Source organism: Streptomyces sp. NPDC002104 (genome assembly GCF_053593795.1).
Map to the genome: position 1 here is coordinate 119,120 of NZ_JBSFDF010000006.1, position 22,338 is coordinate 141,457.

The 22,338-nt window shown below is 69.7% G+C and carries 22 protein-coding genes, 1 pseudogene and 1 riboswitch; of the genes and pseudogenes, 12 read left to right on the plus strand and 11 right to left on the minus strand.

Translation table 11 applies throughout. The features are described from left to right. Window positions 1–59: 59 nt before the first annotated feature. Window positions 60–145, plus strand: a riboswitch (guanidine-III (ykkC-III) riboswitch). A 31-nt stretch (window positions 146–176) separates the two neighbouring features. Both ACWCP2_RS07780 and ACWCP2_RS07785 read left to right on the plus strand, forming a co-directional pair. Further along, complete coding sequence (locus tag ACWCP2_RS07780) at window positions 177–497, plus strand: DMT family transporter (protein ID WP_450907686.1); 321 nt, start codon at window positions 177–179, stop codon at window positions 495–497. A gap of 332 nt (window positions 498–829) precedes the next feature. Further along, complete coding sequence (locus ACWCP2_RS07785; protein WP_450907687.1) at window positions 830–1,771, plus strand: FG-GAP repeat domain-containing protein; 942 nt, start codon at window positions 830–832, stop codon at window positions 1,769–1,771. Between the two features lie 108 nt (window positions 1,772–1,879). Here ACWCP2_RS07785 and ACWCP2_RS07790 read toward each other — a convergent pair whose 3' ends face one another. Beyond that, window positions 1,880–4,381 carry a transglycosylase domain-containing protein gene (locus ACWCP2_RS07790; protein ID WP_450907688.1) on the minus strand — a complete coding sequence of 834 codons (2,502 nt, stop codon included), beginning with the start codon at window positions 4,379–4,381 and terminating at the stop codon, window positions 1,880–1,882. A 186-nt stretch (window positions 4,382–4,567) separates the two neighbouring features. Here ACWCP2_RS07790 and ACWCP2_RS07795 point away from each other — a divergent pair, with 186 nt between their 5' ends. The 5 genes from ACWCP2_RS07795 (at window position 4,568) to ACWCP2_RS07815 (ending at window position 9,594) form a co-directional block, all read left to right on the plus strand. Beyond that, window positions 4,568–5,416, plus strand: coding sequence for an ABC transporter permease (locus ACWCP2_RS07795; RefSeq protein WP_450907689.1), 849 nt, complete (start codon window positions 4,568–4,570; stop codon window positions 5,414–5,416). After that, window positions 5,409–6,341, plus strand: a complete 933-nt coding sequence (locus ACWCP2_RS07800) for an ABC transporter permease (protein ID WP_450907690.1) — start codon at window positions 5,409–5,411, stop codon at window positions 6,339–6,341. The genes ACWCP2_RS07795 and ACWCP2_RS07800 overlap by 8 nt, the downstream gene beginning before the upstream one ends. Window positions 6,342–6,343: 2 nt before the next feature. After that, complete coding sequence (locus tag ACWCP2_RS07805; RefSeq protein ID WP_450907691.1) at window positions 6,344–7,321, plus strand: ABC transporter ATP-binding protein; 978 nt, start codon at window positions 6,344–6,346, stop codon at window positions 7,319–7,321. A gap of 74 nt (window positions 7,322–7,395) precedes the next feature. Beyond that, window positions 7,396–8,127: a DUF1707 SHOCT-like domain-containing protein gene (locus ACWCP2_RS07810; protein ID WP_450907692.1), complete on the plus strand. Its 732-nt coding sequence runs from the start codon at window positions 7,396–7,398 to the stop codon at window positions 8,125–8,127. Window positions 8,128–8,202: 75 nt separating this feature from the next. After that, window positions 8,203–9,594 carry a DUF445 domain-containing protein gene (locus ACWCP2_RS07815; protein ID WP_450907693.1) on the plus strand — a complete coding sequence of 464 codons (1,392 nt, stop codon included), beginning with the start codon at window positions 8,203–8,205 and terminating at the stop codon, window positions 9,592–9,594. Window positions 9,595–9,751: 157 nt separating this feature from the next. Here ACWCP2_RS07815 and ACWCP2_RS07820 read toward each other — a convergent pair whose 3' ends face one another. From ACWCP2_RS07820 to ACWCP2_RS07830, 3 genes are all read right to left on the minus strand, one after another. Beyond that, a complete protein-coding gene (locus ACWCP2_RS07820; RefSeq protein ID WP_450907694.1) occupies window positions 9,752–10,573 on the minus strand; it encodes a class I SAM-dependent methyltransferase in 822 nt (273 codons plus the stop codon). 73 nt (window positions 10,574–10,646) lie between these two features. Further along, on the minus strand, window positions 10,647–10,946 hold the full coding sequence (locus ACWCP2_RS07825) for a hypothetical protein (protein WP_356509099.1): 300 nt from the start codon (window positions 10,944–10,946) through the stop codon (window positions 10,647–10,649). A gap of 57 nt (window positions 10,947–11,003) precedes the next feature. Further along, window positions 11,004–11,180 carry a hypothetical protein gene (locus ACWCP2_RS07830; RefSeq protein ID WP_450907695.1) on the minus strand — a complete coding sequence of 59 codons (177 nt, stop codon included), beginning with the start codon at window positions 11,178–11,180 and terminating at the stop codon, window positions 11,004–11,006. A 225-nt stretch (window positions 11,181–11,405) separates the two neighbouring features. Between ACWCP2_RS07830 and ACWCP2_RS07835 the strand changes: the two genes are divergently transcribed. The 3 genes from ACWCP2_RS07835 (at window position 11,406) to ACWCP2_RS07845 (ending at window position 14,329) form a co-directional block, all read left to right on the plus strand. Then, complete coding sequence (locus ACWCP2_RS07835) at window positions 11,406–11,942, plus strand: GNAT family N-acetyltransferase (RefSeq protein ID WP_450907696.1); 537 nt, start codon at window positions 11,406–11,408, stop codon at window positions 11,940–11,942. A 36-nt stretch (window positions 11,943–11,978) separates the two neighbouring features. Beyond that, complete coding sequence (locus tag ACWCP2_RS07840) at window positions 11,979–13,034, plus strand: hypothetical protein (protein ID WP_450907697.1); 1,056 nt, start codon at window positions 11,979–11,981, stop codon at window positions 13,032–13,034. A gap of 107 nt (window positions 13,035–13,141) precedes the next feature. Next, on the plus strand, window positions 13,142–14,329 hold the full coding sequence (locus ACWCP2_RS07845) for a DNA cytosine methyltransferase (RefSeq protein WP_450907698.1): 1,188 nt from the start codon (window positions 13,142–13,144) through the stop codon (window positions 14,327–14,329). A 97-nt stretch (window positions 14,330–14,426) separates the two neighbouring features. Here ACWCP2_RS07845 and ACWCP2_RS07850 read toward each other — a convergent pair whose 3' ends face one another. The 7 genes and pseudogenes from ACWCP2_RS07850 to ACWCP2_RS07880 all read right to left on the minus strand — a co-directional run bounded on the left by ACWCP2_RS07850 (window position 14,427) and on the right by ACWCP2_RS07880 (window position 19,793). Continuing rightward, complete coding sequence (locus ACWCP2_RS07850; protein WP_450907699.1) at window positions 14,427–15,494, minus strand: IS110 family transposase; 1,068 nt, start codon at window positions 15,492–15,494, stop codon at window positions 14,427–14,429. Between the two features lie 201 nt (window positions 15,495–15,695). Continuing rightward, window positions 15,696–16,600: pseudogene (locus ACWCP2_RS07855) on the minus strand (IS5 family transposase). A gap of 56 nt (window positions 16,601–16,656) precedes the next feature. Continuing rightward, window positions 16,657–17,121, minus strand: coding sequence for a YxiG-like protein (locus ACWCP2_RS07860; protein WP_450907700.1), 465 nt, complete (start codon window positions 17,119–17,121; stop codon window positions 16,657–16,659). A gap of 93 nt (window positions 17,122–17,214) precedes the next feature. Further along, entirely contained in the window at window positions 17,215–17,616 is a 402-nt protein-coding gene (locus ACWCP2_RS07865; protein ID WP_450907701.1) for a very short patch repair endonuclease, read from the minus strand. Window positions 17,617–17,683: 67 nt separating this feature from the next. Next, window positions 17,684–18,634: a NaeI family type II restriction endonuclease gene (locus tag ACWCP2_RS07870; protein ID WP_450907702.1), complete on the minus strand. Its 951-nt coding sequence runs from the start codon at window positions 18,632–18,634 to the stop codon at window positions 17,684–17,686. Window positions 18,635–18,768: 134 nt separating this feature from the next. Further along, entirely contained in the window at window positions 18,769–18,975 is a 207-nt protein-coding gene (locus ACWCP2_RS07875; RefSeq protein ID WP_450907703.1) for a hypothetical protein, read from the minus strand. A gap of 146 nt (window positions 18,976–19,121) precedes the next feature. Beyond that, window positions 19,122–19,793 (minus strand): hypothetical protein, encoded by a 672-nt coding sequence (locus ACWCP2_RS07880; protein WP_450907704.1) that lies wholly within the window; start codon window positions 19,791–19,793, stop codon window positions 19,122–19,124. Window positions 19,794–20,177: 384 nt separating this feature from the next. Here ACWCP2_RS07880 and ACWCP2_RS07885 point away from each other — a divergent pair, with 384 nt between their 5' ends. Then, window positions 20,178–20,867, plus strand: coding sequence for a hypothetical protein (locus ACWCP2_RS07885; RefSeq protein WP_450907705.1), 690 nt, complete (start codon window positions 20,178–20,180; stop codon window positions 20,865–20,867). A 64-nt stretch (window positions 20,868–20,931) separates the two neighbouring features. Continuing rightward, the gene (locus ACWCP2_RS07890) at window positions 20,932–22,338 is read left to right on the plus strand and encodes a transcriptional regulator (RefSeq protein ID WP_450907790.1); all 1,407 of its coding nucleotides are present in this window, start codon (window positions 20,932–20,934) and stop codon (window positions 22,336–22,338) included.

Here is a 22,338-nt window from a genome sequence, read left to right on the forward strand (position 1 = left end):
TCCGGAGTGGGAGAAGGGCCGGTGACCATCGTCACCGGCCCTTTTCGTTCGGTTTTGCTACGGTGGTGAAGAACCCCCGACGAGACGCGCCGTACCGGGTGGCTGTCGCGCTGTTGCCGATGGCTGCATGACAAGACGACGCACCCCGTTCCGCTCTCGTTCCGGAGGTGCCTGTCATGGCCTGGTTCCTGCTTCTTCTCGCCGGTCTGCTCGAAGTCGGCTGGTCGATCGGCATGAAGTTCACCGAAGGGTTCACGCGGCTGTGGCCGAGCGTGTTCACGGGCGCGGGCATCGTGGCGAGCATGGTGCTGCTGTCGTACGCCGCGAAGACCCTGCCGATCGGTACGGCCTACGGCGTCTGGGTCGGTATCGGCGCCGCCGGTGCGGCGGTGCTCGGCATGGTGGTGCTGGGGGAGCCCGTCACGGCCGCCCGGATCTTCTTCATCTGTCTGCTGCTGGTCGCCGTCGTGGGGCTGAAGGCGACCTCCGGCCACTGATGTCCACCGAGGGTGGGCTGTCTCACAGAGGTCCCCGGACCGGGCGGGGAAACGGCGGGCACGGGCCTGCCGGACCGCTCGCCCGGGGGCCGGCGGACATGCCGGACCGGCGCCCGTGGTGGTCGACGCACGGGCCCGTCAGGGGCTCCGGAACACATGGGTGCTACAGGTGAGACCCCCGTGGGGCGGCGAGGGTTGTAGGTGCGGGCGGAAATTTTTCCGGGGGTTCGGCACCGCGGAAAAACCCGGCGGAGAGCGGGCCGGACGTATGAGAGGGTGTGGCACCGCGGCGGTGATCAACAGGGCCGCGGTCCATTCTCAGGGGGATTCACATGGCTTTCGGTAAGCGTTCCACCGCCCTGCGCGGCGTCGTCGTCGGTACGGCGGTCGCGCTCGCGGCGGCCGTCGCGGGCGGTACCGCTTTCGCCGACGGCGGCTCGGCCGACGCTGCAGCCGCGAAGGCCGCCGCCTCGCAGCGTGGCGCGCACCCGGGTGGGCAGCCGACGGCGCGGGCACTGGCCTCGGTCGAGACGCCGACCTTCCCGCTGTACGGGGTCAACAAGAAGAACTTCTCGCTGGACCTGTTCGGCCCGAACGGGAAGGGTGGTTTCCAGGCCCCGTACAACGTCGACCTGGACTACTCGTACGTCACCGATTTCATTGATGTGGACAACGACAAGGACGGGTTCGGCGAGGCCTTCTGGGCCGTGCACAAGGACGGCAAGGTCCGCTACCTCTGGGAGGACGCCCAGGGCCAGGTCCAGTCGAAGCAGGTCGGGACCGGGTACCAGATCTACGGTTCGACGATGCTGTCCCCGGGCAACCTCGGCGGCGGCACGTCGGCCGATCTGCTGGGTGTCGACAAGGCGGGCGTGCTCTACGAGTACCTGGCCTACCCGGACGGCCGGGTCACCTCGCGGATCAAGATCGGCGCCGGCTGGGGCCAGTACACCCAGATCGCCGGGCAGGGCGACCTGACCGGTGACGGCAAGGCCGACATCGTGGCGCGGGACGGCTCCGGGGTGCTGTGGCTCTACAAGGGCACCGGCAACTACGCGGCCCCGTTCGCGCCGCGCACGAAGATCGGTGCCGGCTGGAACACCTACAACCGGCTGGTGTCGGTGGGTGACCTGACGGGCGACGGCAAGACCGACCTGGTCGCGCGGAAGTCCAACGGGGACCTCTACCGCTACTCGGGCACCGGCAGCGCTGCCGCCCCGTTCGCGAAGCCGGTGAAGATCGGCAGCGGTTTCCAGGCCTACAACCTGCTCTGACCGGTCCGCAGGACATGAACGTGCCGGTGGCCGCCCCCGAGGAAGGGGGCGGCCACCGTCATGTCACGGGCCTTGCGGTGTCCCGGGCCCGTCGTGGTCGGGCGGCGGCTACTCCAGGAGGTCCGCCGGTGGGCGCAGGCCCTCGGTGGCACCGCCCTGGGTGCCCGCCGTCGTGCCCGTCGTCGTGCCGTTCGTGGCGCCGTTCGTGGTGCCGCCGTCGGTCTGGCCTCCGGTGGTATCGCCTCCGGTGGTCCGCCCCCCGGTGGTCTGCCCGCCGGTGGTCTGGCCTCCGTCCGTCCGGCCCCCGGTGGTCTGGCCTCCGTCGGTCCGGCCTCCGGTGGTCTGGCCTCCGTCCGTCCTGCCCCCGTCCGTCTGACCGCCCGTCGACGGGCTCCGGGTCGGGCGCCCCGGCCGGCCCGAGGGACGGTCGCCCGGGGTTTCCTCCTCGGACTGGTTCGGGTTCGGCTCCACGGGCGGAGGCTGCGGGGGCCGGTTCGCGCCGGGCATGAGCTCCAGGTCGAAGTCCACGGGGTCGCTGTCCGCCAGGGCCGTCTTCGTGTACTGCGCCCAGATCCGGGCCGGGTAGCCGCCGCCTCCGATGCGGGCCTCGCCCAGGGCCCCGTAGAGGGATTCCAGGGAGCCGGTGTCCGGGTCCTGGCCCATCATCGAGACGACCGTGACCAGGTTCGGGGTGTACGCCGCGAACCAGGCCGAGCGGTCCAGTTCGGCGGTGCCCGTCTTGCCCGCGGCCGGGTGGCCGGCGGCCAGGGCGGCCGTACCGGTGCCGTTGTCCACGACGCTGACCAGCATGGACGTGGTGGTGTCGGCGGCTTCGCGGCTGACGGCCTGGGCCGGGTCGCGCGGCGGCAGCGGGACGGCGTCCCCGGCCTTGGTGATCTTCTCGACGAAGGTGTACGGGGTGCGGCGGCCGTGGTCGGCGAGGGTCGCGTAGGCCTGGGTCATGTCCAGGACGCTGGCCTGCATGGTGCCCAGCGCCATGGCCGGTACCGGGGCGAAGTTCGGGGTGTTCTCGGGGATGCCGAGGTCGATGGCGGTCCGCTTGACCTTGTCGGTGCCGACGTCGACGACCATCTGGGCGAAGACGCTGTTGACGGAGAGGTCGGTGGCGGCGTTGACGGTGATGTTGCCGTAGCTGACCTGCCCCTCGTTCTCGGGGTCGAAGGGGATGCGGCTGCCGACGACGGGCCGCCGGTTGTTGCCGTTGTAGATCGTGTACGGGGTGATCGTGCGGCCGTCCTGGGTGCGCGAGCCGTTCTGCACGGCGGAGGCGAAGACGAACGGCTTGAAGGTGGAGGCCACTTGGTAGTCGTGCCGGGTGGCGTTGTTGACGTACTGCTTGGTGTAGTCGATGCCGCCGTACATCGCGACGACCTTGCCGGTGGCCGGGTCGATGGAGACGGCTCCGGTGCGTACGACGCGGTCCGCCTTGCGCTTGGCGGGGTCGAGCTTGCTGACCATCTTGTCGTTGACGGCGTCGACCATGGCGGTCTGGCGGGTCCTGTCGATGGTCGTGGTGATGCGGTAGCCGCCCTCGGCGAGGGTCTTGTCGTCGAGGATCTTGTTCTCGGCGATGTAGTCCTTGATGGCCTCGACGAGGTAGCCGCGCTGTCCGGAGAGGCCGGCGGCCGGGCGGATCTTTCCGGGTTCGGGGAAGCGGGTGGCCGCGCGCTCGGCGGGCGTCATCCAGCCCTTCTTGACCATGCCGTCGAGCACGTAGTTCCAGCGGGCGAGGGCGCGGCCGCGGCCCTGGGGGTGGGCGACGACGTCGAAGGCGCTGGGGGAGTTGAGGAGGGTGGCGAGGTAGGCGCCTTCGGCGGTGGTGAGTTTGCCGACGTCCTTGCCGTAGTAGGCCTGGGCGGCGGCCTGGATCCCGTAGGCGTTGCGGCCGAAGTAGCTGGTGTTGAGGTACCCCTCGAGGATGTAGTTCTTCGACTTCTCACGACCGAGTTTGATCGCGATGAAGAACTCCTTCACCTTCCGCTTGATCGTCTGTTCCTGGCCCAGGTAGTAGTTCTTGACGTACTGCTGGGTGATGGTCGATCCGGACTGGGTGCCCTTGCCGGTCGCGGTGTTCCACGCGGCGCGCAGCATCGCCGCGGGATCCACGGCCCGTTCGGAGTGGAAGTCGCGGTCCTCGGCGGCCAGTACGGCCTCCTGGACGGTCAGGGGGATCTGGGACAGCGGCACGTTGACGCGGTTGACCTCGCCGTCGCGGGCGAGCTGGGTGCCGTCGGTGTAGAGGTAGACGTTGGACTGCGCCGTGGCCGCCGCGTTCGCGGGCGGGATGTGGACCAGCAGGTAGCCGGCCACGAGGGCGCCGCCGATGAGCAGGGCGAGCAGCAGGCACGCGCCCAGGACCATGCGCCACGTCGGGAGGAGCCGGCGCCAGCCGGTGCGCTTGCGCTTGGCCTTCTTCGCCGCCTTCGCCCGCTGTTTCTCCGCCCTCTTCGCCTCCTTGGCGGTCATGGAGTTCTCGGGCGCTGCCGGTGCCCCGGCGTGCCGGGACGCGTCGGGGCCCGGAGCCGGCTGCGCGTCGGGGGTGTCGGGATCGCGAGGCGTCCAGCCGGGCGGTGGTGACGGGTCGCTCATCTCCGGGACTCCTCGGCGCCGTACGAAATATCCACATCTGTACCTCATGCTGTCTACCCGATGGCCGCCGGTTCCGCTCCGGACGGGCGTAAATCGTTCGCGTGGATCGCCCCTCCGCACTAAGCTCGCGCGCTTTGGCCGACGTAGGAACGACGCAGCAACGACCTGGGAAACGGAGGGGATGGGGTGCGCCAGCCGGTAGTGGGACGAGCCGGGCTCTACGGGGCGGTCGCGGCAGGCGGCTTTCGCCGGTACGCCACCTACGGAACGGCCACCGCGGCCGGGGTGTTCACCAACACCGTGTTCGGTTTCATCCTCGCCTACACCTACATCGCGCTCTGGGACGAGCGGCCCGGGCTCGGCGGCTACGACCAGTCCGAGGCCCTGACGTTCATGTGGGTCAGTCAGGCGCTGCTCGCCGCCGGGGCGCTGATCGGCGGCGGCTTCCAGGAGGAGTTCCAAGAGCGCGTCCGTACGGGTGACATCGCCGTCGACCTGTACCGTCCGGCCGATCTCCAGGCGTGGTGGCTCGCGGGTGATCTGGGCCGGGCGGGGTTTCAACTCCTGGGCCGCGGCGTAGTACCGCTGGTGATCGGCGGGCTCGCCTTCCACCTGGCGCTGCCCACCGCTCCGTTGCGCTGGCTGCTCTTCCTGGTGTCCGTGCTCCTCGGGCTGGTGGTGAGCTTCGCGCTGCGCTACCTGCTGGGCCTGGCGGCGTTCTGGCTGATGGACGGGGCCGGGATCAACATGATGGCCACGGTCGTCTCCGTCTTCTTCTCCGGGATGCTGCTGCCGCTGACCGTGTTCCCGGGCGGCTTCGGGGAGTTCGTCCGCCTGCTGCCCTGGGCGGCGATGCTCCAGGTGCCGGTGGACGTCCTGCTCGGCGGGGGAGGAGGCGGAGGCGGCGGGGGAGGCGGGGCCGCGCGGACGGCGGGGCTGCTGGGTTTCCAGGCCGCGTGGGCGCTCGCGCTGCTCGGGCTGGGCCGGCTGGTGCAGTCGGCCGCGACGCGGAAGGTGGTGGTCCAGGGTGGCTGAGCGGGTGGTGGAGGGCGGGGCCGGGGAGGCCGGCGGAGTCGGCGGAGTCGGAGTCGGCGTGGCCGCCCCGGAGGGGCGGGCGGGCGCGGAGGGGGTCCTCGTCCCGGGGCGCAGCCGGGTTCTGGAGGGGCTGCGCGGCTACGGGCTGATCGCCGCGATGTGGATCCGGTCGACGATGACGTACCGCACCTCCTTCTTCCTCTCCACCTTCGGCAACGCGGCCATCACGCTCCTGGACTTCGTCGCGATCATGATCATGTTCTCGCACGTAGACGAGCTGGGCGGCTTCACGCTGCCCGAGATCGCCCTGCTGTACGGGTCCTGCTCGGCCTCGCTGGGCCTGGCCGACCTGCTGCTCGGCAACACCGACCGGATCGGCTCCCGGATCCGCGACGGCTCCCTCGACACCATGCTGGTGCGCCCGGTGCCGGTGCTCGCCCAGGTGGCCGCCGACCGTTTCGCGCTGCGCCGGCTGGGGAGGGTCGGGCAGGGGCTCGCGGTGCTGGGGTGGGCGGTCTCGGAGCTGGACCAGCTGCACTGGACCGTCGGGAAGGCCCTGATGGTGCCGGTGATGATCACCGCCGGGGCGGCGATCTTCGGCGCGGTGATGGTGGCCGGCGCGGCCTTCCAGTTCGTCGCCGGGGACGCCGCGGAGGTGCAGAACAGCTTCACCTACGGCGGCTGCACCATGCTCCAGTACCCGCCGACCGTCTTCGCGAAGGACCTGCTGCGCGGGGTGACCTTCATCGTGCCGCTCGCCTTCGTCAACTGGCTGCCCGCGCTGTACGTGCTGGGCCGGCCCGATCCGCTGGGGTTGCCGGGGTGGGCGGCGTTCGCGAGCCCGCTGGTGGCCTTCGTGGTGTTCCTTCCCGCGTCGCTGGCCTGGCGCGCGGGGGTCCGTTCGTACCGCAGTACCGGGAGCTAGCCGTGTCGGATGCGCTGATTTCACTGCACGAGGTCGAGAAGGTCTTCGACGTACGGCGCCGCGTGGGCCTGGTGCGCCGGGAGAAACGGCAGGTCAGAGCCGTGGACGGGATCAGCTTCGAGGTGGCCCGGGGCGAGATGGTCGGCTACATCGGGCCCAACGGCGCCGGCAAGTCGACCACCATCAAGATGCTGACCGGCATCCTCACCCCGAGCGCCGGACGGCTGCGCGTCGCCGGCATCGACCCGGCACGGGAGCGGCTGCGCCTCGCGCACCGGATCGGGGTGGTGTTCGGGCAGCGCACGACGCTGTGGTGGGACCTGCCGCTGAAGGACTCGTACGCCCTGATGCGGCGGATGTACCGGATCCCGCCGGCCCGGTTCGCGCAGAACATGGAGCGCTGCGTGGACCGGCTCGACCTCGCCGAGCTGCTCGACGTCCCCGTACGGCAGCTGTCGCTCGGCCAGCGGATGCGCGGGGACATCGCGGCGGCGCTGCTGCACGACCCGGACGTGCTGTACCTGGACGAGCCGACGATCGGGCTGGACGTGGTGAGCAAGGCGAGCGTACGGGCCTTCCTGCGGCAGCTGAACGAGGAGCTCGGCACGACGGTGCTGCTGACCACGCACGACCTCCAGGACATCGAGCAGTTGTGCGAACGGGTGATGGTGATCGACCACGGGCGGCTGGTGTACGACGGCTCCCTGGGCGGACTGCACACGGCGGGCGGCGCGGACGGCGCGGCGGCGAGCGAGCGGACGCTGGTGGTGGACCTGGAGCGGGAGCTCCCGCCGATCGAGGTGGCGGGGGCGCGGGTGGTGAAGGTGGAGGGCGCACGGCAGTGGCTGGCCTTCCCGGCGCGCGCTTCGGCGGCCCCGCTGGTGGCGGCGGTGGCGGCGGAGTACCCGCTGCTGGACCTGTCGGTGCGGGAGCCGGACATCGAGGACGTGATCGCGCGGATGTACGCGGGGCGGGGTTAAATCAGGGACAACCCTGAGCCCGGGCGGGGTTCGTCCCGTACCGCTCTCGGGGGTGACTGCATAGGCTGGTCCACATGAGTGATGAGCGGCCTGAGACGCCGTTGCCGCCGTTGCCCGGGACGTCACCGCTTCCGGAGCTGAGGGCATCGGACGCCGACCGGGAGCGGGTGGTGGACCGGCTGCGGGACGCCGTCGCCGAGGGCCGGCTCGACATGGACGAGTTCGAGGAGCGGCTGGACGCGGCCTACCGGTCCCGTACGTACGCGGAGCTCGAACCCCTGACACGGGATCTGCCCGCGCCCGGCGAGACGGCCCCGATGGCGGCCGCCCCGGGGACGCCGGTCGGGCTGACGAAGGGGGCGCCGGCGGGATCGGAGGCCGCCTGGCCGGCCCGGATCGTGGGCGCAGGAGGGGCGGCGGGCGGCCCGGCCATGGCCGTGGCGGTCATGTCGGGCTTCCAGCGCAAGGGCAACTGGACCGTGCCCGCCCGGTTCCACGCGGTGGCGTTCTGGGGCGGCGGTGACATCGACCTGCGCGAGGCGAACTTCGCGGAGCGGGAGGTGGTCATCAACTGCGTCGCCATCATGGGCGGCATCCAGATCACCGTGCCGCCGGGCGTCGAGGTCGACGTACGGGGCATAGGCGTGATGGGCGGCTTCGACCAGGGCGGCAACCCCGGCCCGGTGGATCCGGGGGCTCCGCGGGTGGTCGTGACGGGCCTCGCCTTCTGGGGCGGGGTCGATGTCAAGGTGAAGCCGCCCAAGCAGCGTGCGGTCCCGAAGCAGAAGCCGCGCAAGGAACTGTAGGGCGGAACGGTTCCCCGTACGGGGGACCAGTACGGCGCGCCGGGAACTCCCCGGGCACCCCGGGAGTCGGATGCTATGCGGACGAAACCGTCGCCCGGGGGAAGGCAGGAGCACGTGGAGCAGGGCAGCACGGCGACCAAGCCGACGAGGCGGACGGCGCGGCCCCCGTCATCGACCGCATCGACCGCATCGACCGCGCGGGGCGGGTTCGTGTTCAGCGAGGCGGACGAGGAGCGCAGGCGCGGCGTCCGCCGGATGAAGCGCACCGCCACCGGCCTGCTGCTCCTGGTCGCGCTGATCTACGTGGCGGCGACATGGGCGGAGCACGCGGGCGCGGGCGGCTGGGCCGGGTACGTCGCGGCCGGGGCCGAGGCGGGCATGGTCGGCGCGCTCGCGGACTGGTTCGCCGTCACCGCGCTCTTCCGGCGGCCGCTCGGCCTGCCCATCCCGCACACCGCGATCATCCCGACGAAGAAGGATCAGCTCGGCATCTCGCTCGGGGAGTTCGTCGGGGAGAACTTCCTCTCCGCGGACGTCGTGCGCACGAGGCTGCACGCCCTCGGCATCGGCGGCCGGCTCGGCGCCTGGCTGGCCGAGCCCGCGCACGCCGACCGGGTCACGGCAGAACTGGCCACGGCCCTGCGCGGGGCGCTGACCGTGCTGCGGGACTCCGACGTGCAGGCCGTCGTGGGCGAGGCGATCACGCGGCGGGCGGAGACGGCGGAGATCGCGCCGGGGATCGGCAAGGCACTGGAGAAGGTCGTCGCGGACGGCGGCCACCGCCGGGTCGTGGACCTCGTGTGCGCGCGGGCGTACGACTGGCTGGTCACCCACGCCGAGTCGGTCGAGGCGGCGGTGCAGGGCGGGGCGCCCGGCTGGACCCCGAGGTTCGTGGACCGCAAGATCGGCGACCGCGTCTACAAGGAACTGCTCCGCTTCGTCCAGGAGATGCGGGACATGCCGGAGCACCCGGCGCGCGGAGCGGTGGACCGCTTCCTCGCGGACTTCGCGGCGGACCTCCAGTCGGACACGGACACGCGGGCCCGGGTGGAGCGCCTGAAGTCGGAGATCCTGCAGCGGGAGGAGGTCCAGGACGTGATCGCCTCCACCTGGACGGCGGTCCGCTCGATGATCATCTCGGCGGCGGAGGACGAGCGCAGCGCGCTGCGCCTGCGGGTCCGTTCCTCGCTGATGTCCCTGGGCGCCAGGCTGGCCACGGACGGCCGCCTCCAGGACAAGGTGGAGGGCTGGATCGAGGGCGCGGTCGTGTACGTGGTCACCACGTACCGTACGGAGATCACCTCCCTGATCACGGACACGGTCGCGGGCTGGGACGCGGAGCACACCTCGCGCAAGATCGAGGCCCACATCGGCCGCGACCTGCAGTTCATCCGCATCAACGGCACGGTGGTCGGAGCCTTGGCGGGCCTGCTGATCTACACCCTGTCGCGGGCCTTCGGGGCGTAGCGGGGGCGGGGCGGGGCCGGGCGGGGCCGGGTTGGCGGCGCGGCGGCGTACGGGACGCGCTCCGGGCTGGCGTGGTCGGGGGCGCCGTACGAGTCGTCGCGCCCGGGGGCGGTCCGCGGCCGGCGGCGCCGGCCGAGCAACCGGCTCCCGGGCTCGATCAGCGGCGCCGGGCGAGATGGACGGTGAGGTCGGCGACGATCTCGACGCGGGCCGGCAGGACCCGTGCGATCCGGCGGAACACCTGCTCCCGCTCGGTGGCCGGCAGCACGGCATAGGCCGAGACGGTGGAGAGGTAGCCGAGGTAGTCCTCGCTGCTCATCGTCAAACGGCGGCCGATCAGTGCCTGCCGGACATCGGTGAACCACGCGGAGGCGGAGGCGGACCGCTGCAGCTCGGTCCCCGGCCACTGCATGGCGCCGTCCGACGTGGTCCCGTCCGGCGTCGTCCCGTCCGGGGACGGGATCCCGTCCGACGCCGTCCCGTCCGGGGACGGGACCTCGTCGCTCTCCAGGAGGGGAGCCCGTGCCGCACGAACGGCTTCCGTCACGGCCGGATCGGCCGTCCGCACCTGCCCGCCCGCCGAGGCGAACACGCCCGCCGGTTCCAGCAGGGAGGCCACCCGCGCCCACCGGCCCTCCGGGTCGGTCCAGTGCAGCGCAGCCACCGCGTAGACGAGCGCGTACCGCCGCCGGCCCGGCCGCAGGTCCTCGAGGGAGCTCCGTACCGTCCGGACGCCGGCCGGCACGTGCTTGCGCAGCTCGGCGAGCATGGCCCCGTCCGGGTCGGTGGCGGTGACCGCGACCCCTCGCGCGGCGAACAGCCGGGTCGCCTTGCCGGTGCCGGCCCCGATCTCCAGGGCGCTCGGGACCGGACCGCCGGCGTACTCCCGCACGAGGTCGAACAGCTCCGGGGGACACCCCGGCCGGAACCGCTCGTACGCCTGCGCCCGCTCGCCGAAACTCAGTGCGCGATCGGGCATGCCGGGGACCCTTCTCGTACGGGAGGCCACAGGGCCCGGATACAGCGCTGCGGGGCCGGGCCCCGGCCAGGGCTCAGCCGCGGTCGGCGACGGCCCAGGAGGCGGCGGCCACGACACCCGCGGCCCCGATGACGGCCGGCCAGGCGCCGACCTTCTTCGCCAGCGGGTGCGCCCCGGCGAACCCGGCGAGGTACAGCGCACCGAGCCCGGCCGCGGCCGGAGCGCCGCCGCGCTTGTGCCACTCCCGGCCGGCCACGACGCCCGCGGCGCCGAGCACGACACCGCCGAGCGGCCGCTTCTTGGTCCACCGCGCGACGGCGTAACCCCCGACCAGACCGGCGGCCGCCACCACAGAGCTCGGTACCCGTGCCATGCTGTCCAACTCCCTCAGTTCATCGGTTCCTACGCGCACACCTCTTCGCCCCCGAGGCTAACCCGACCGCTTGACCACCCGCCGGGCCCCCACCGCACCCAGCACCAGTACGGCGCCGCCGATCACCGGATCCGGCACCGCGTCCCGTACACCGCGCGGCAGCACCGCCACCACGCCCAACACGAGCAGAAACGCGAGCCCGCACCCGCCGACGGCCCGAAGCAGTCTGTCCACACGGTGCACAACGCGGCCGCCCGGCCGCCCGACACGGACCGCGCCGAGGGGATTTGTCGCACACTCGCCGGATCCGCGCGATGTCTGCTGAGGGAACCCGATGGGCATAAATTCAATCTCCCACCCAAAGGGGCAAACCACCTGAGCCCCACCCACCCGCCCACCCCCTCCACCCCACCTCACCTCACCCCACCCCACCTCACCCACATCAGGAGCCAGGACATCGTGATCTGCTACGGACAGTCCGTCCTCGACCTCGCGGACGAACTGGTCGACGCCTACGCCGACGTCTTCTCCGCCCCGCCGTGGAACGAAGACGAAGAAACCATTCGCCAATTCGCCGCCCGCCTCCCGGCCGACGCCCGGCGCCGGGGCTTCCGTACGGCCCTGGCCCAGTCCGCCACCGGCATCGACGGCTTCGCCACGGGCTGGATCACCCCGGCGGCCTTCCCGAAGAACCGCGCGTACGCGCAGGTCGCGGCGCAGCTCGGTTCGGCCCGGGTGAAGGAACTCCTCACCGGGGCGCTGGAGATAGACGAACTCGCGGTACGCCCCCACGCGCGCGGCCGCGGCACCGCCCGGGACCTCCTCACCGAGATCACCACCGACGCCCCGGACCACCGGGCCTGGCTCCTGACGAGCCGCCTGGCCAGAAACACGGTGGCCACGTACCGCCGCCTGGGCTGGCACGAGGTGGCACCCCTCCCCGGCACGGAAACGGGCGTCATCGTCTTCCTGTCCCCGAACCACCCGAACCGCTGAGGGGTCGGCCCTCTCACTGCCGGGCATACCCGCCGCATGATCACTCCAGGGCAGCGACAGCATCAGCGGACCCGGGCAGCCTGCCGGCAGCTCAACCTGGCCACCCGCCACCAGCTCCTCAGTTCCGGCGTTCCCGATGGCACGATCACCTCTCGCACCCGTCCCGGCGGCCCCTGGCAGCGGATGCTGCCCCGGGTCTACCTCCTTCAGACCGGCGCGCCGGACCGGTGCCAGCAGGCACTTGCTGCCGTCCTGTACGCCGCCGCCCCCGACAAGGATCCGTTGTCGGGGGAGACCGCTGCCCTCACCGGTGGGGCCGCACTCGCCCTGCTAGGCGTCCGCGAGGCCCCGCACACCCCGGCTGACGTTCTGGTCCGCGCCCCGCGCCGGCTCACGGCCGCCTCCGGGGTCCGGCCGCTGACGACCTCCCGCTGGCCGCCCACGATGATGGTCTCGGGCGTCCCCAGCACGCGCCCGGTGCGCGCCGCAGCCGACTTCGCAGCCCGGGAAGAACAACCCGACAGGATCCGCTCCGTCCTTGCCCATGTGGTCCAGGCCGGATGGTGCCACCCGCACGACCTGCACGCCGAACTGGGCGCGGCCCGCCTCCTGGCCCGCCCCTCGGTCCGGGCGGCGGCAGCGGAACTGATCGCCGGCACCCGCTCGCTGGCCGAGGCCCGTGCCCGTGACGCACTCGCGACGACGGACATCCCCACTCCCTTGTGGAACGCGCGCCTGTACGGCCCAAGCGGCGCCTTTCTGGCCAGCCCGGATGCCTACTGGCCCGATGAGGGCGTGGCCCTCGAGGTCGACTCGGCCGAGTACCACTACACACGCGATGCCTGGCATGCCACCCTCCGCCGCCGCCTGCGCCTGGAGTCCCATGGGATCCTGGTGGTCAGCGCCACCCCGTCGATACTCCGTGACACCCCGGCGGACGTTCTCGCCGCACTGCGCACCCTCCTCGCCGTGGCCAGGCGCCCCACCCCACCCCGGGTTCGCGCGGTCGGCCACGAACAACTGCGGCTCTTCAGCTCCGGCCCTGCTGGGCGTGCACGGTCAGCACGACAGTGGCAGGAGCGTCGGCGGTGATGCCGCACAATTATTGGGAGCCGGAGTCGATGTCAGTGGGATCTGTCACCCTCTGTGATGGCTGGTGGCACAGGGCGCCAGCGTTGTCCGTGATTGAAGGAGGGTGCATGACCAGCACTGAGGCGGAATTCACCTCGATCGAGATTTGTGCTGGAGCCGGAGGGCAGGCCATCGGCCTGCATGCGGCAGGCTTCAAGCACCTCGCGCTGGTGGAGATCGACCGGTTCGCGGCCGAGACGCTGCGCACCAACGTCGACGCGCACGAGACGTGGGCGTGGGAGCAGCAGCACTGTGACGTGCTTGAGATGGACGTCAAGGACTTCGACCCCTTCGCGTGCCTCACGAAGAAGGGTGCGCACCTCCAGCCAGGCGAGCTCGATCTCCTCGCGGGCGGTGTTCCCTGCCCGCCGTTCTCCCATGCAGGCAAGCAGCTGGGCAAGGACGACGAGCGTGACCTCTTCCCGCGGATGATCGCCCTGGTCGAGCAGCTGAAGCCGCGCGCCGTGATGATCGAAAACGTACGCGGGATCATGGACCCGAAGTTCTCCGAATACCGGGAGCAGATCGAGGCCAAGCTGGCCGGAGGAACCTACCGGGAAGAAGACGGGACCGAGACGCGCGAGGTCGGACTCGGATACGAAGTCTGCCGTTGGGATGTTCTGGAAGCGAGTGACTTCGGGGTACCCCAGCTGCGTCCGCGGGCGATCCTGGTGGCCATCCGTGCAGACGTGATCAAGGACGTCAAGTACGAGTGGCCGACCCCGACCCACGAGGACCCGGTCAGCGTCGTGGAAGCCCTCCAGCCGACGATGCTCGAGCGATATGAGAAGTACTTCGAGGGTGAGTTTGCGGAGCGCGCCCTCACGGCGTACGAGCAGTGGCGCGACAAAGCCACGGCCCGGGCTGCCGAGCTGAAGGGCAAGGGCGGTGGAATCGCACCCACGCTGGTCGGCGGCTCCAAGAAGCACGGCGGCGCCGACCTCGGTCCCAGCCGGGCCAAGGAGGCCTGGAGGCAGCTGGGCGTGTCGGGTATGGGCGTGGCCAATACCATCGACATGTGCGAGGAGAAGGGCTCCCAGGTGAGGGACCTCCTCGGTCCGGTCGGACCGATGCTCACCGTGGAGCAGGGTGCGATCATCCAGGGTTTCCCGCGTGGCTGGGAGTTCAGCGGAGGGAAGACCGCGCAGTACCGGCAGGTTGGCAATGCTTTCCCCCCGCCGGTGGCCGCCGCGGTAGGAACGTCGATCATCGAGGTTCTCAGGGCGGCCCGCGAGCGGGATCAGAAGCAGGCCTAGGACTTGTCCGGCCGATCATGTGCGGAGCCAGATGGTGAGGGCTGCGACGGTTGCGGTGCCGAGGTAGACGTAGCGGCGCTTGATGCCCCTATGGATGTCAAGCCGCCAGGACGTGGGTGGTGGTGCGGGTGATGAGCCGGTGGATCTCGCGTGCGACGTAGCGTTTGAGGCAGCGGAGTGCTTCGCGGCGGGTCTTGCCTTCGGAGACGCGCCTGTCGATGTAGCCGCGGGTGCGGGTGTCCCAGCGGAGACGGGCCAGGACGATGGTGTAGAGGGCGGAGTTGGCCTGCCGGTTTCCGCCCCGGTTGAGGCGCCGACGCTGGGTTTTCCCGGAGGAGGCTTCGACTGGGCTGACGCCGCAGAGGGCTGCGAACGAGCCCTCGCTGCGGAGGCGTTCCGGATTGTCACCCGCTGCGATTAGAAGCGTCGCGGCAGTGTCGGGGCCGACGCCGTAGCAGGCCAGGAGCTGCGGATTGTGCTGCGTGATGACGTCTCTGATCCGGGTGGTGAGATCTTCGATCTCCTCGGTGAGGTGCTGAATCCGCCGGGCCAGCAGTTTGAGCGTGTGGGCGGCGGCGCCTGCCGTTCCGGAGGCCGAGCTGTCGAGCGCGGCGCAAGCGCGTATCAGTTTGGGGTTGCTCAGGCCGGCCAGAGACTCGCGGAGCTCGGGGTCGGTGGCCACGAGAACGGCCTTGAGTTGGTTGATCGCCTGAGCCCGGGACTTGATGGCAGAAGCCTTCGCCATCTTGAACAGCCTGAGCATCTCCACGGGCCCGTCGCCGGCCTTCGCGGTCGCGGTCGCCCTGCCGGTGATCACTGCGCGGGCTGCAGCCTCGGCATCGACAATGTCGCTCTTGCCGCGGCGTCGGCGGGTGGCTTTGTCGGGCTGGTTCACCTCGAAGACGGTGATGCCCTGACCATGCAGATACCGACTGAGTGCGGCGCCGTATGAGCCCGTGCACTCCACCCCGGCTTGGCTGAGGTGGCCCAGTGTCCGGGCCCAGTCCAGTAACTGTTCGTAGCCCTCGGCTGTCGTCGGAAAGCTCCGGCTCTCGACGAAGGAACCGGCGGCCGTGACCACGGCGGCAACGTGGACGTCCTTGTGCGTGTCGACACCCAGCACGATGTCGGGGTTGCCTTGGTCGAGCGGGGCGGGCTGGGTCATCCTGGTCACGGTCACCTGTCTCCTGCAGCCATGGGAAGCGGGGCGGCCATCGCTGGATCGGTCAGGGCGGTCAGGACTGTGATGGTGCCTCTCGCGAAGGCCCCTATCGGGACACGCCCGCCGGTCCAGCGGCAGCAAGTACCGCCCCAGACAGTGGCCGACAGATCAAACGCAAGGCACCAGGGCCAGTCGTAACGCGGGTCAGGCCACCGCCCGGAGCGGCACCCGAACATCCTCACAGTCGTAACGAGTGGCCACCGCCCGGTGCTGCTTCAACCGGTTGATGGCCCGCTCGACGGTGTTGCGTTTCCTGTACCGCTCTTCGTCGAAGCCCGGGGGCCGTCCGCCGCGTGAACCTTTGCGTAGGCGGGTGGCCCGACTGTCGGTCTTCTCCGGAATCGTGTGGCGGATGCCCCGGTGCCGCAGGTACTCGCGGCACGGCCCGTTGCTGTATGCCTTGTCGGCGGCGACGCTGTCGGGCCTCTTGCGGGGCCTGCCTGGACCGAGCTTCGGGACACGAATCTTTTCCAGAACGGGCTTGAACTGGGTGCAGTCCGCCCGCTGACCTGGGGTGACGATCAGAGACAGAGGGCGGCAGCGGCCGTCCGCGCTCAGGTGGAGCTTGGAGGTGAACCCGCCGCGCGAGCGGCCCAGGCCCTCACCTCCAGCACCACCTCCACCAGGCGGGCGTGCAAGCTCTGCCACGCTGTTTCGCCCTGGTGTTCTGGAACTTCGTCCCCCTTTGAGGCGGGTGCTCGCGGCGGGTCGGTGCGGGCGCCGGCCGCATGCTGATGAGCCCGCACGATGGTGGAGTCGACCGAGATGTCCCAGTCGATCTCACCCGCCGCATCAGCGGCGGCCTGAACCTGTTGGAGCAGTCGCTCCCATGTCCCGTCGCTCGACCACAGTCGGTGCCGTTCGTAGACGGTCTTCCACGGGCCGAACCGTTCGGGCAGGTCTCGCCACTGAACGCCGGTGCGCACCCGGTGCAGAATCCCGTCGATTACCTGCCGGTGGTCCCGCCACCTGCCACAACGCCTGTTGCTGACCGGCAGGAACGGCCGTAGCCGTTCCCACTCGGCATCGCTCAGATCGCCCCGCCCCATGTTCACATCAACGACCCGGACCCACGCCCGTCACAAGATCACACGAATTCTGACTCTCAGTCCGTGACGAAGGGTGCGTATCCGACCGGCACCTCGCTCACCTCAAGGTCTGAGAAGACCAAGGTCAGATCATGAGCGTTGGTCTCAATGTGAACCTCATGGAAGTCGATCCCGACAGCCTTCGACCAGCGGAGGGCAGCCTCCGACTTGAGACGAAGCTCGGCTCCGTACAACTCGTGATGGTTCGCGCCCCAAACATAACCGTCGAGGTCGATGGCGGTTTCGCGGTCGAGGAGCCGCTCGTCCAAGGAATCCCGCCAGGTATCCGTGGACAGGAACGTCTCGCATCGGGCCTCGACGCAGTACCGGAAGAGATACCGCAGGTAGGTCGATGGGCTTTGGGGGCCGTCCCACACATTGATGATGACCTCGTAGTCGCGCATGTAGGTGGTGTATCCGTGGTGCACGACAACGGCTTCGATGGGCTCGTTCAGCGTCCGCTGAAGTTCTGCGGTGTCCATGCCGCTCTTCTACCTCACTCGGCAAGCCCTTCGACAGCGAGATTCACAGTGTCAGGCACTTGTCGGCTCAGAGATCGCCCGGACAAGTCCTAGTCAGCCCGTGCCCGCACCGGTTCCGCGGGCACGGTGCTTCTCCACCTCGGCTGCGATCCGCAGGGCGCAGTCAGCGGCTGCTTCGTGCTCCCAGAACCGCAGCACGGTCCAGCCGGCGTCTCGCAGGCGCTGGTTGGTGTCACGGTCGCGTGCCATGTTCCCCGCGACCTTGCCGGACCAGTAGCCCGGATTCGTCTTTGGCGGGACGTAGTGCTCGGGGCAGCCGTGCCAGTAGCAGCCGTCGATGAACACGGCCACCTTCGCCGGACCAAAAACGATGTCGGCTGTCCGCCGAAGGTCTTTGACGGGTCGGGCTGCCACGCGGTACCGCAGCCCCCGAGCGTGCAGCAGGCTGCGGATGAGCCGTTCCGGCTTCGTGTCCCGGCTGCGGATGGCCTGCATGTTCCGTCGCCGCGCGGCTGATGAGGCCCAAGATCCTTCGGGTGGCTCCCAGGGGTCGCTCATGTCTTCAGACGCCGCTTGCGGCCGGCGCCGTATGGACAGGGAGCAGGGGTGCAGTGGTCACCGGGTCCCCCTTCTCTGCCAGGGTCCAGGAGCAGCCGTCGATCACGGCGCACGGCCTGCTGTCTCCCGGGAGGCTTGGGACGACGCGAGCGCTGACGAAGTCACCTTCCTGTGGCACAGGGAGGGCGAGCTGCCTGGCGATCTCCTGGTGTGCTCGATAGTCGCCCATGATGATGATCCCCTCGTGGCGGAGCGAGGACCTGGACCCCCCATTTCCCCGGACGCGCTTCATGTAGTCCTTCTGCTGCGCGACGGTGCGTACGACGTTCCGCCCGATCCGGCGGCGCTGTGCATGCCGGAACAGTTCATTCAGCCTGGCCTGGCCGGATTTCTGGGCGAATACGGCCTCGCGGTCAGCGGGGTCCATGTGGAGCAGGGTGTTCTCGGGAAGCTCCTGGTCGCGCCAGAGCCAGAGGATTTTCGTGCGGTGTTCCGCTTTGACGGTCAGCTTCATGTCCCGGTTGCTTCCCCCGTTGAGCAGGGTGGGCGTTATGCGGAGCAGGCCGGCGCTCCACTGGCTCTTGTAGTCGTCTGCCCACACGAGGAGGCAGAGGTGCCCCACTGCCTCCGGCGGGATCATCCAGCCGCCGAACAGCTGGGAGTACTTGCAGTCGACGTCGACACCCGCGATCCGGTAGTCCATTTCGGTGCCGTCATCGAACGCGAACTCGCGCTGCAGATTGATCTCGACGACCGTGCCGGCGTGGGTCTTCTCCGTCTTGAACAGAGTTTTCCAGTCGTACCGGCCGGTCACCTCGCCGTTCAGGAGCTGGTCGATGGTGTCTCTCAGTACCCTCGCGAACCGCTGACCGTCCGGGTCGAGCCGGACCAGCTGGGAGTACACCAATGCCAGTTCGGGATCGTCCTGGGGAACCACCTGGCTCTGGATGTTCATGGCGGCGGAGACGTCCGAAGGCAGCAAGCTGTCCCCCTGTCTGGCGAAGGGTGAGCGGTCTCGCAGCAGTTGACCGCAGGATGGCCCGAGCTTACCGGCGGTCAGGGGATGGCTGGGCGGACGGCCCGAGACCATCAGTTGCCGACTCCGAGCACCAGGCCGAGCAGCAGGATCGCCAGGGTCAGGGTGCCGGCGAAGGCGACGGCACCCATGATGATCGCTCCTGCCGCCGACCGGTTGTCCCACCGGGCCAGCGCGACCGCGCCTCCGGCGACGAGCAGGGCGAGGATGAAGGCCATGGCGATCGTGAGGAAGAGTGCGGACATCGAGATGTTCAGCATGGAACGGTCAACTCCATTGGAGGGGAAGGTGTGGCTGCAGGCGCCCCGTCCGTACCAGGGCAGGGCGGAGGGGCAGAGCATCGTGTGGCCTGCCCTGCGGGCTGTCGGATTCGGCACAGGTGGTGACGTACGGGTGCTCCGGTCGGCTACGGCTGTCCTGTGGCACCGCCTCCGCGGGGCAGGGCGGCGCTCAGGACAAGATCTGCCTGACCGGTGAGGCCGGAGCGGATCAGAGTGACCGCCAGCCGCATGGTGTCCTCGTGGGCGCGCTCGCGGCCGCCGAGGAGCAGGGCTTCGCCGAGCGTGGAGTGAGCACTTGCGTACAGGTCGGCGGCAGCAACGCTGAGCTCCCCGTGGGTGAGCGCCTTGCTCGCGGACCAGGCGATGCCGATGACACCACGGCGATTACCAGCGGCCTCGGCTGCGAGGAGCGCGCGGACTGTCTCCTTCACCTTGCCGTTCTGGCTGTTGTGCCGGTCGTGTGCCGGTCCCCGTGCCGGAACGGTGCCGGTTGAGCCACCAGATGAGCCAGGGGGTGCGGGCGGGGCGGATGAGACCCCGGAGATGCTGTTCGCCGCACGGATGTCGCTCATCTCCTGCGGTGGACCGGGGCGCGTGCCGCGCCGCGCCGCGGACTTGCGCAGGTGCTCAAGACGCTCCAGCCGGTCCAGTGCCGATCCGGCGCTCAGGGCCACCGCCTCGTAGATCGAGCTGAGAGCTGCTGCGGAGGGCACGCGCCGCCCGGTCCAGTAATTGGACAAGGTGCTCAGTGGGATCCCGAGGTGCCTGGCCCGGTTCCCCTGCTTCTGTATGGACATGGCGGATACGAGGGTGCGGAAGCTCGCCACGTACGTCCTCCGCTCTGCACTGCATCCAGGCCAATAGGCGCTGCCGACTTGGCCCGCGACGGCCATGGAACCTCCTGAGCATGTGGATTGACGGATGATCAGTCTTCGCGATCGTCGGTGAGGCGCCAAGCGAAAAAATTCGGAATCGTGGAAAAGGTGTTTGCGCTGCGAGGAGTGGTGGCGGATTCCGGTGTTTGCGTTTGGCTGGTGCCTCGCGGTGAACGTGTTTGCGTTAAGCCGCAAACATCCGAATGGGCTTGATCTGCGGGGTGCGCTGCCCGTGAGAATGGGGTTCTGTCGCTGAGCGCCTGGCCGGGAACGGCCGGCCGGGGAACGCAATTTAGGGGATGAATCGTGGCCATTGCAGACATTCCGTCGTGGCGAAATGGGAACCTCTCGACGATGGCTCGCTGCGCCCTATGGCTCCTCACTGAGGTCGGAGTGGGGGAGATCTTCACGAAGACCCAGCTGCGCGAGGCCTTTCCGGAGACGTCCCAGATCGACCGCCGCATGCGGGACCTCAGGGACCGTGGCTGGCGTATCGCCACAAACCGGGACGACGCGACGCTCACCCCGAGCGAGCACCGCTTCGTGGAGAAGGGGGCCGAAGTCTGGAAGCCCGGGCAGTCAAGGGTGAAGGCGGCTGCGGTCATCTCGGCTCCGCAGCGACGTGAGATCCTGGATCGTGACGATCATCTGTGCCGTGTGTGCGGGATCGCGGCCGGTGAGGCCTACGAGGGCGAAATGGAAACTGCCCAACTGGACCTCGCACGACGGGAGGTCATCCGGCCCGGCGGGGGCGTGACCGTCGAGCTGGTGACCGAGTGCCGGCGTTGCCGGATCGGCGGCAGAGGGCGGCCGACTGACCTGAGCGGCGTACTCGGGCGCCTGGAACAGATGAGTCAGGTCGAGCGAGAGCACTTCGCGCAATGGGTTGAGGTCGACCGCAGGGACTTCAGCCTGCTGGAGCGGCTCTGGGGGGAGTACCGGAGCCTGCCGGCGGAGTCGCGGGGGACGGTCCGCCAGGCTCTCGAGCAGTCGTGAAGCGGGCGCGGGGGATGGCCGGCAGTAAGACGGGCGGACGCCCGAGTCAAGGAGATCTGTGGAGATGCTGAACTTCAATCTTCCTCCGGACGCAGCGGCGAACGCGGAGTTCGTCGCGCGCCGGCTCAAGGAGCCCATGGAGGCCGAAGGCGTCCGGGAGACCGTCACCGTTGAATGGAATGGCCGGCCGCTCCATGTGGGAGTCATCGACGTCCCGCTGCGCTCTCTCTACTACAACCCGGCGACACACCGGATCAGGGCGCAGCGCGGGCACGACCCTGAGGCCGCGCGTGCTCTGGACGATGACCCGTGGAGCCCGGAGAGCCAGCGGTACCTCCACCGTCTGCTGGTCGGCAAGCCGACGAACCCGGACGAGATCGACCCCGACTTCGAAGATCTGACGGAAAGCCTCAGGTCGGTTGACCAGCAGGAGCCGGGGCTGATCACCCACGAAGGGATCCTGGTCAACGGCAACACGCGGGCCGCCGCACTCCGGGAGCTGAAGCGGCAGTCGATCCGGGTCGGCGTACTGCCCCAGCACTTCACCTGGGAGGACATCAACGCAGTCGAACTGGCCCTTCAGCTGAGGCCCGACGAGCGTCGCGACTACTCCTACATCAACCGGCTGATCGCCATGGAGGAGCAGGAGCTGATGGGCCGTGATGCGGCCGACATCGCACGTGCTTTCCACGTTCAGCTCAAGACGTTCAAGCAGGAACGGTGGATCCTGGGCGTCATCAGGGACATGATCGACCGGAGTGCAACCCCGGAAGGAGCCCAGCTGGCGCTGTCCGACTTCGAGGGGCATCAGGAGAACCTCAAGGAACTCCAGCGCACTTTCATGAGGGTGGCGGCTTCGAGCCAGGATCGTGCCGAGCAGGTCAAGGAAAACCGGATCGTTGCGATCCTCCTCGACTTCGCGAAGACGAAGACGCGTCTGATCGGTACCGAGTTCCAGGGCGACTACCTGGAGGGCAACCTGCCGGCGCTCCTGAGCGCGGTCCCCAGCGATGTGCCGGCCGCCGTCGCGATCCCGGGGCTCGGCGTTTCGGTGCCCGCTGCCTCGGATCCCGTCCGTCAGGCCCGTGCTGCGACGGACCGTGTGCTTCGCGCCAGGGCATTGGAATCCGCCCGTCATCTTTCCGCCGAGACGCGGGAAGCCGCTCAGCGGGAGGTGGTGAACGCGCGCAAGGGCATGCGGCGGGCGCTCGATGAGGCGGAGCGGGATGACAGGCTCAAGCGGGTCCGGCAGACCACCGCGGAGCGGCTGGACGATGCCCGGGCGGCGATCGATCAGAGCGTAGACGACCTCGTGCAAGCCCTGGGCAAAGACAGCCTGGATGTGGAGAGCTTCGACAGCGCGCTGCTGCGGCTGAAGGGAAGCATGACGAAGCTGGCACGCCAGGCGAGCCGCGGTGTGTCCAAGCCTGGTCGCGGTGTCGACTGGCTGATCAAGGCGAGCGAGGGCTGA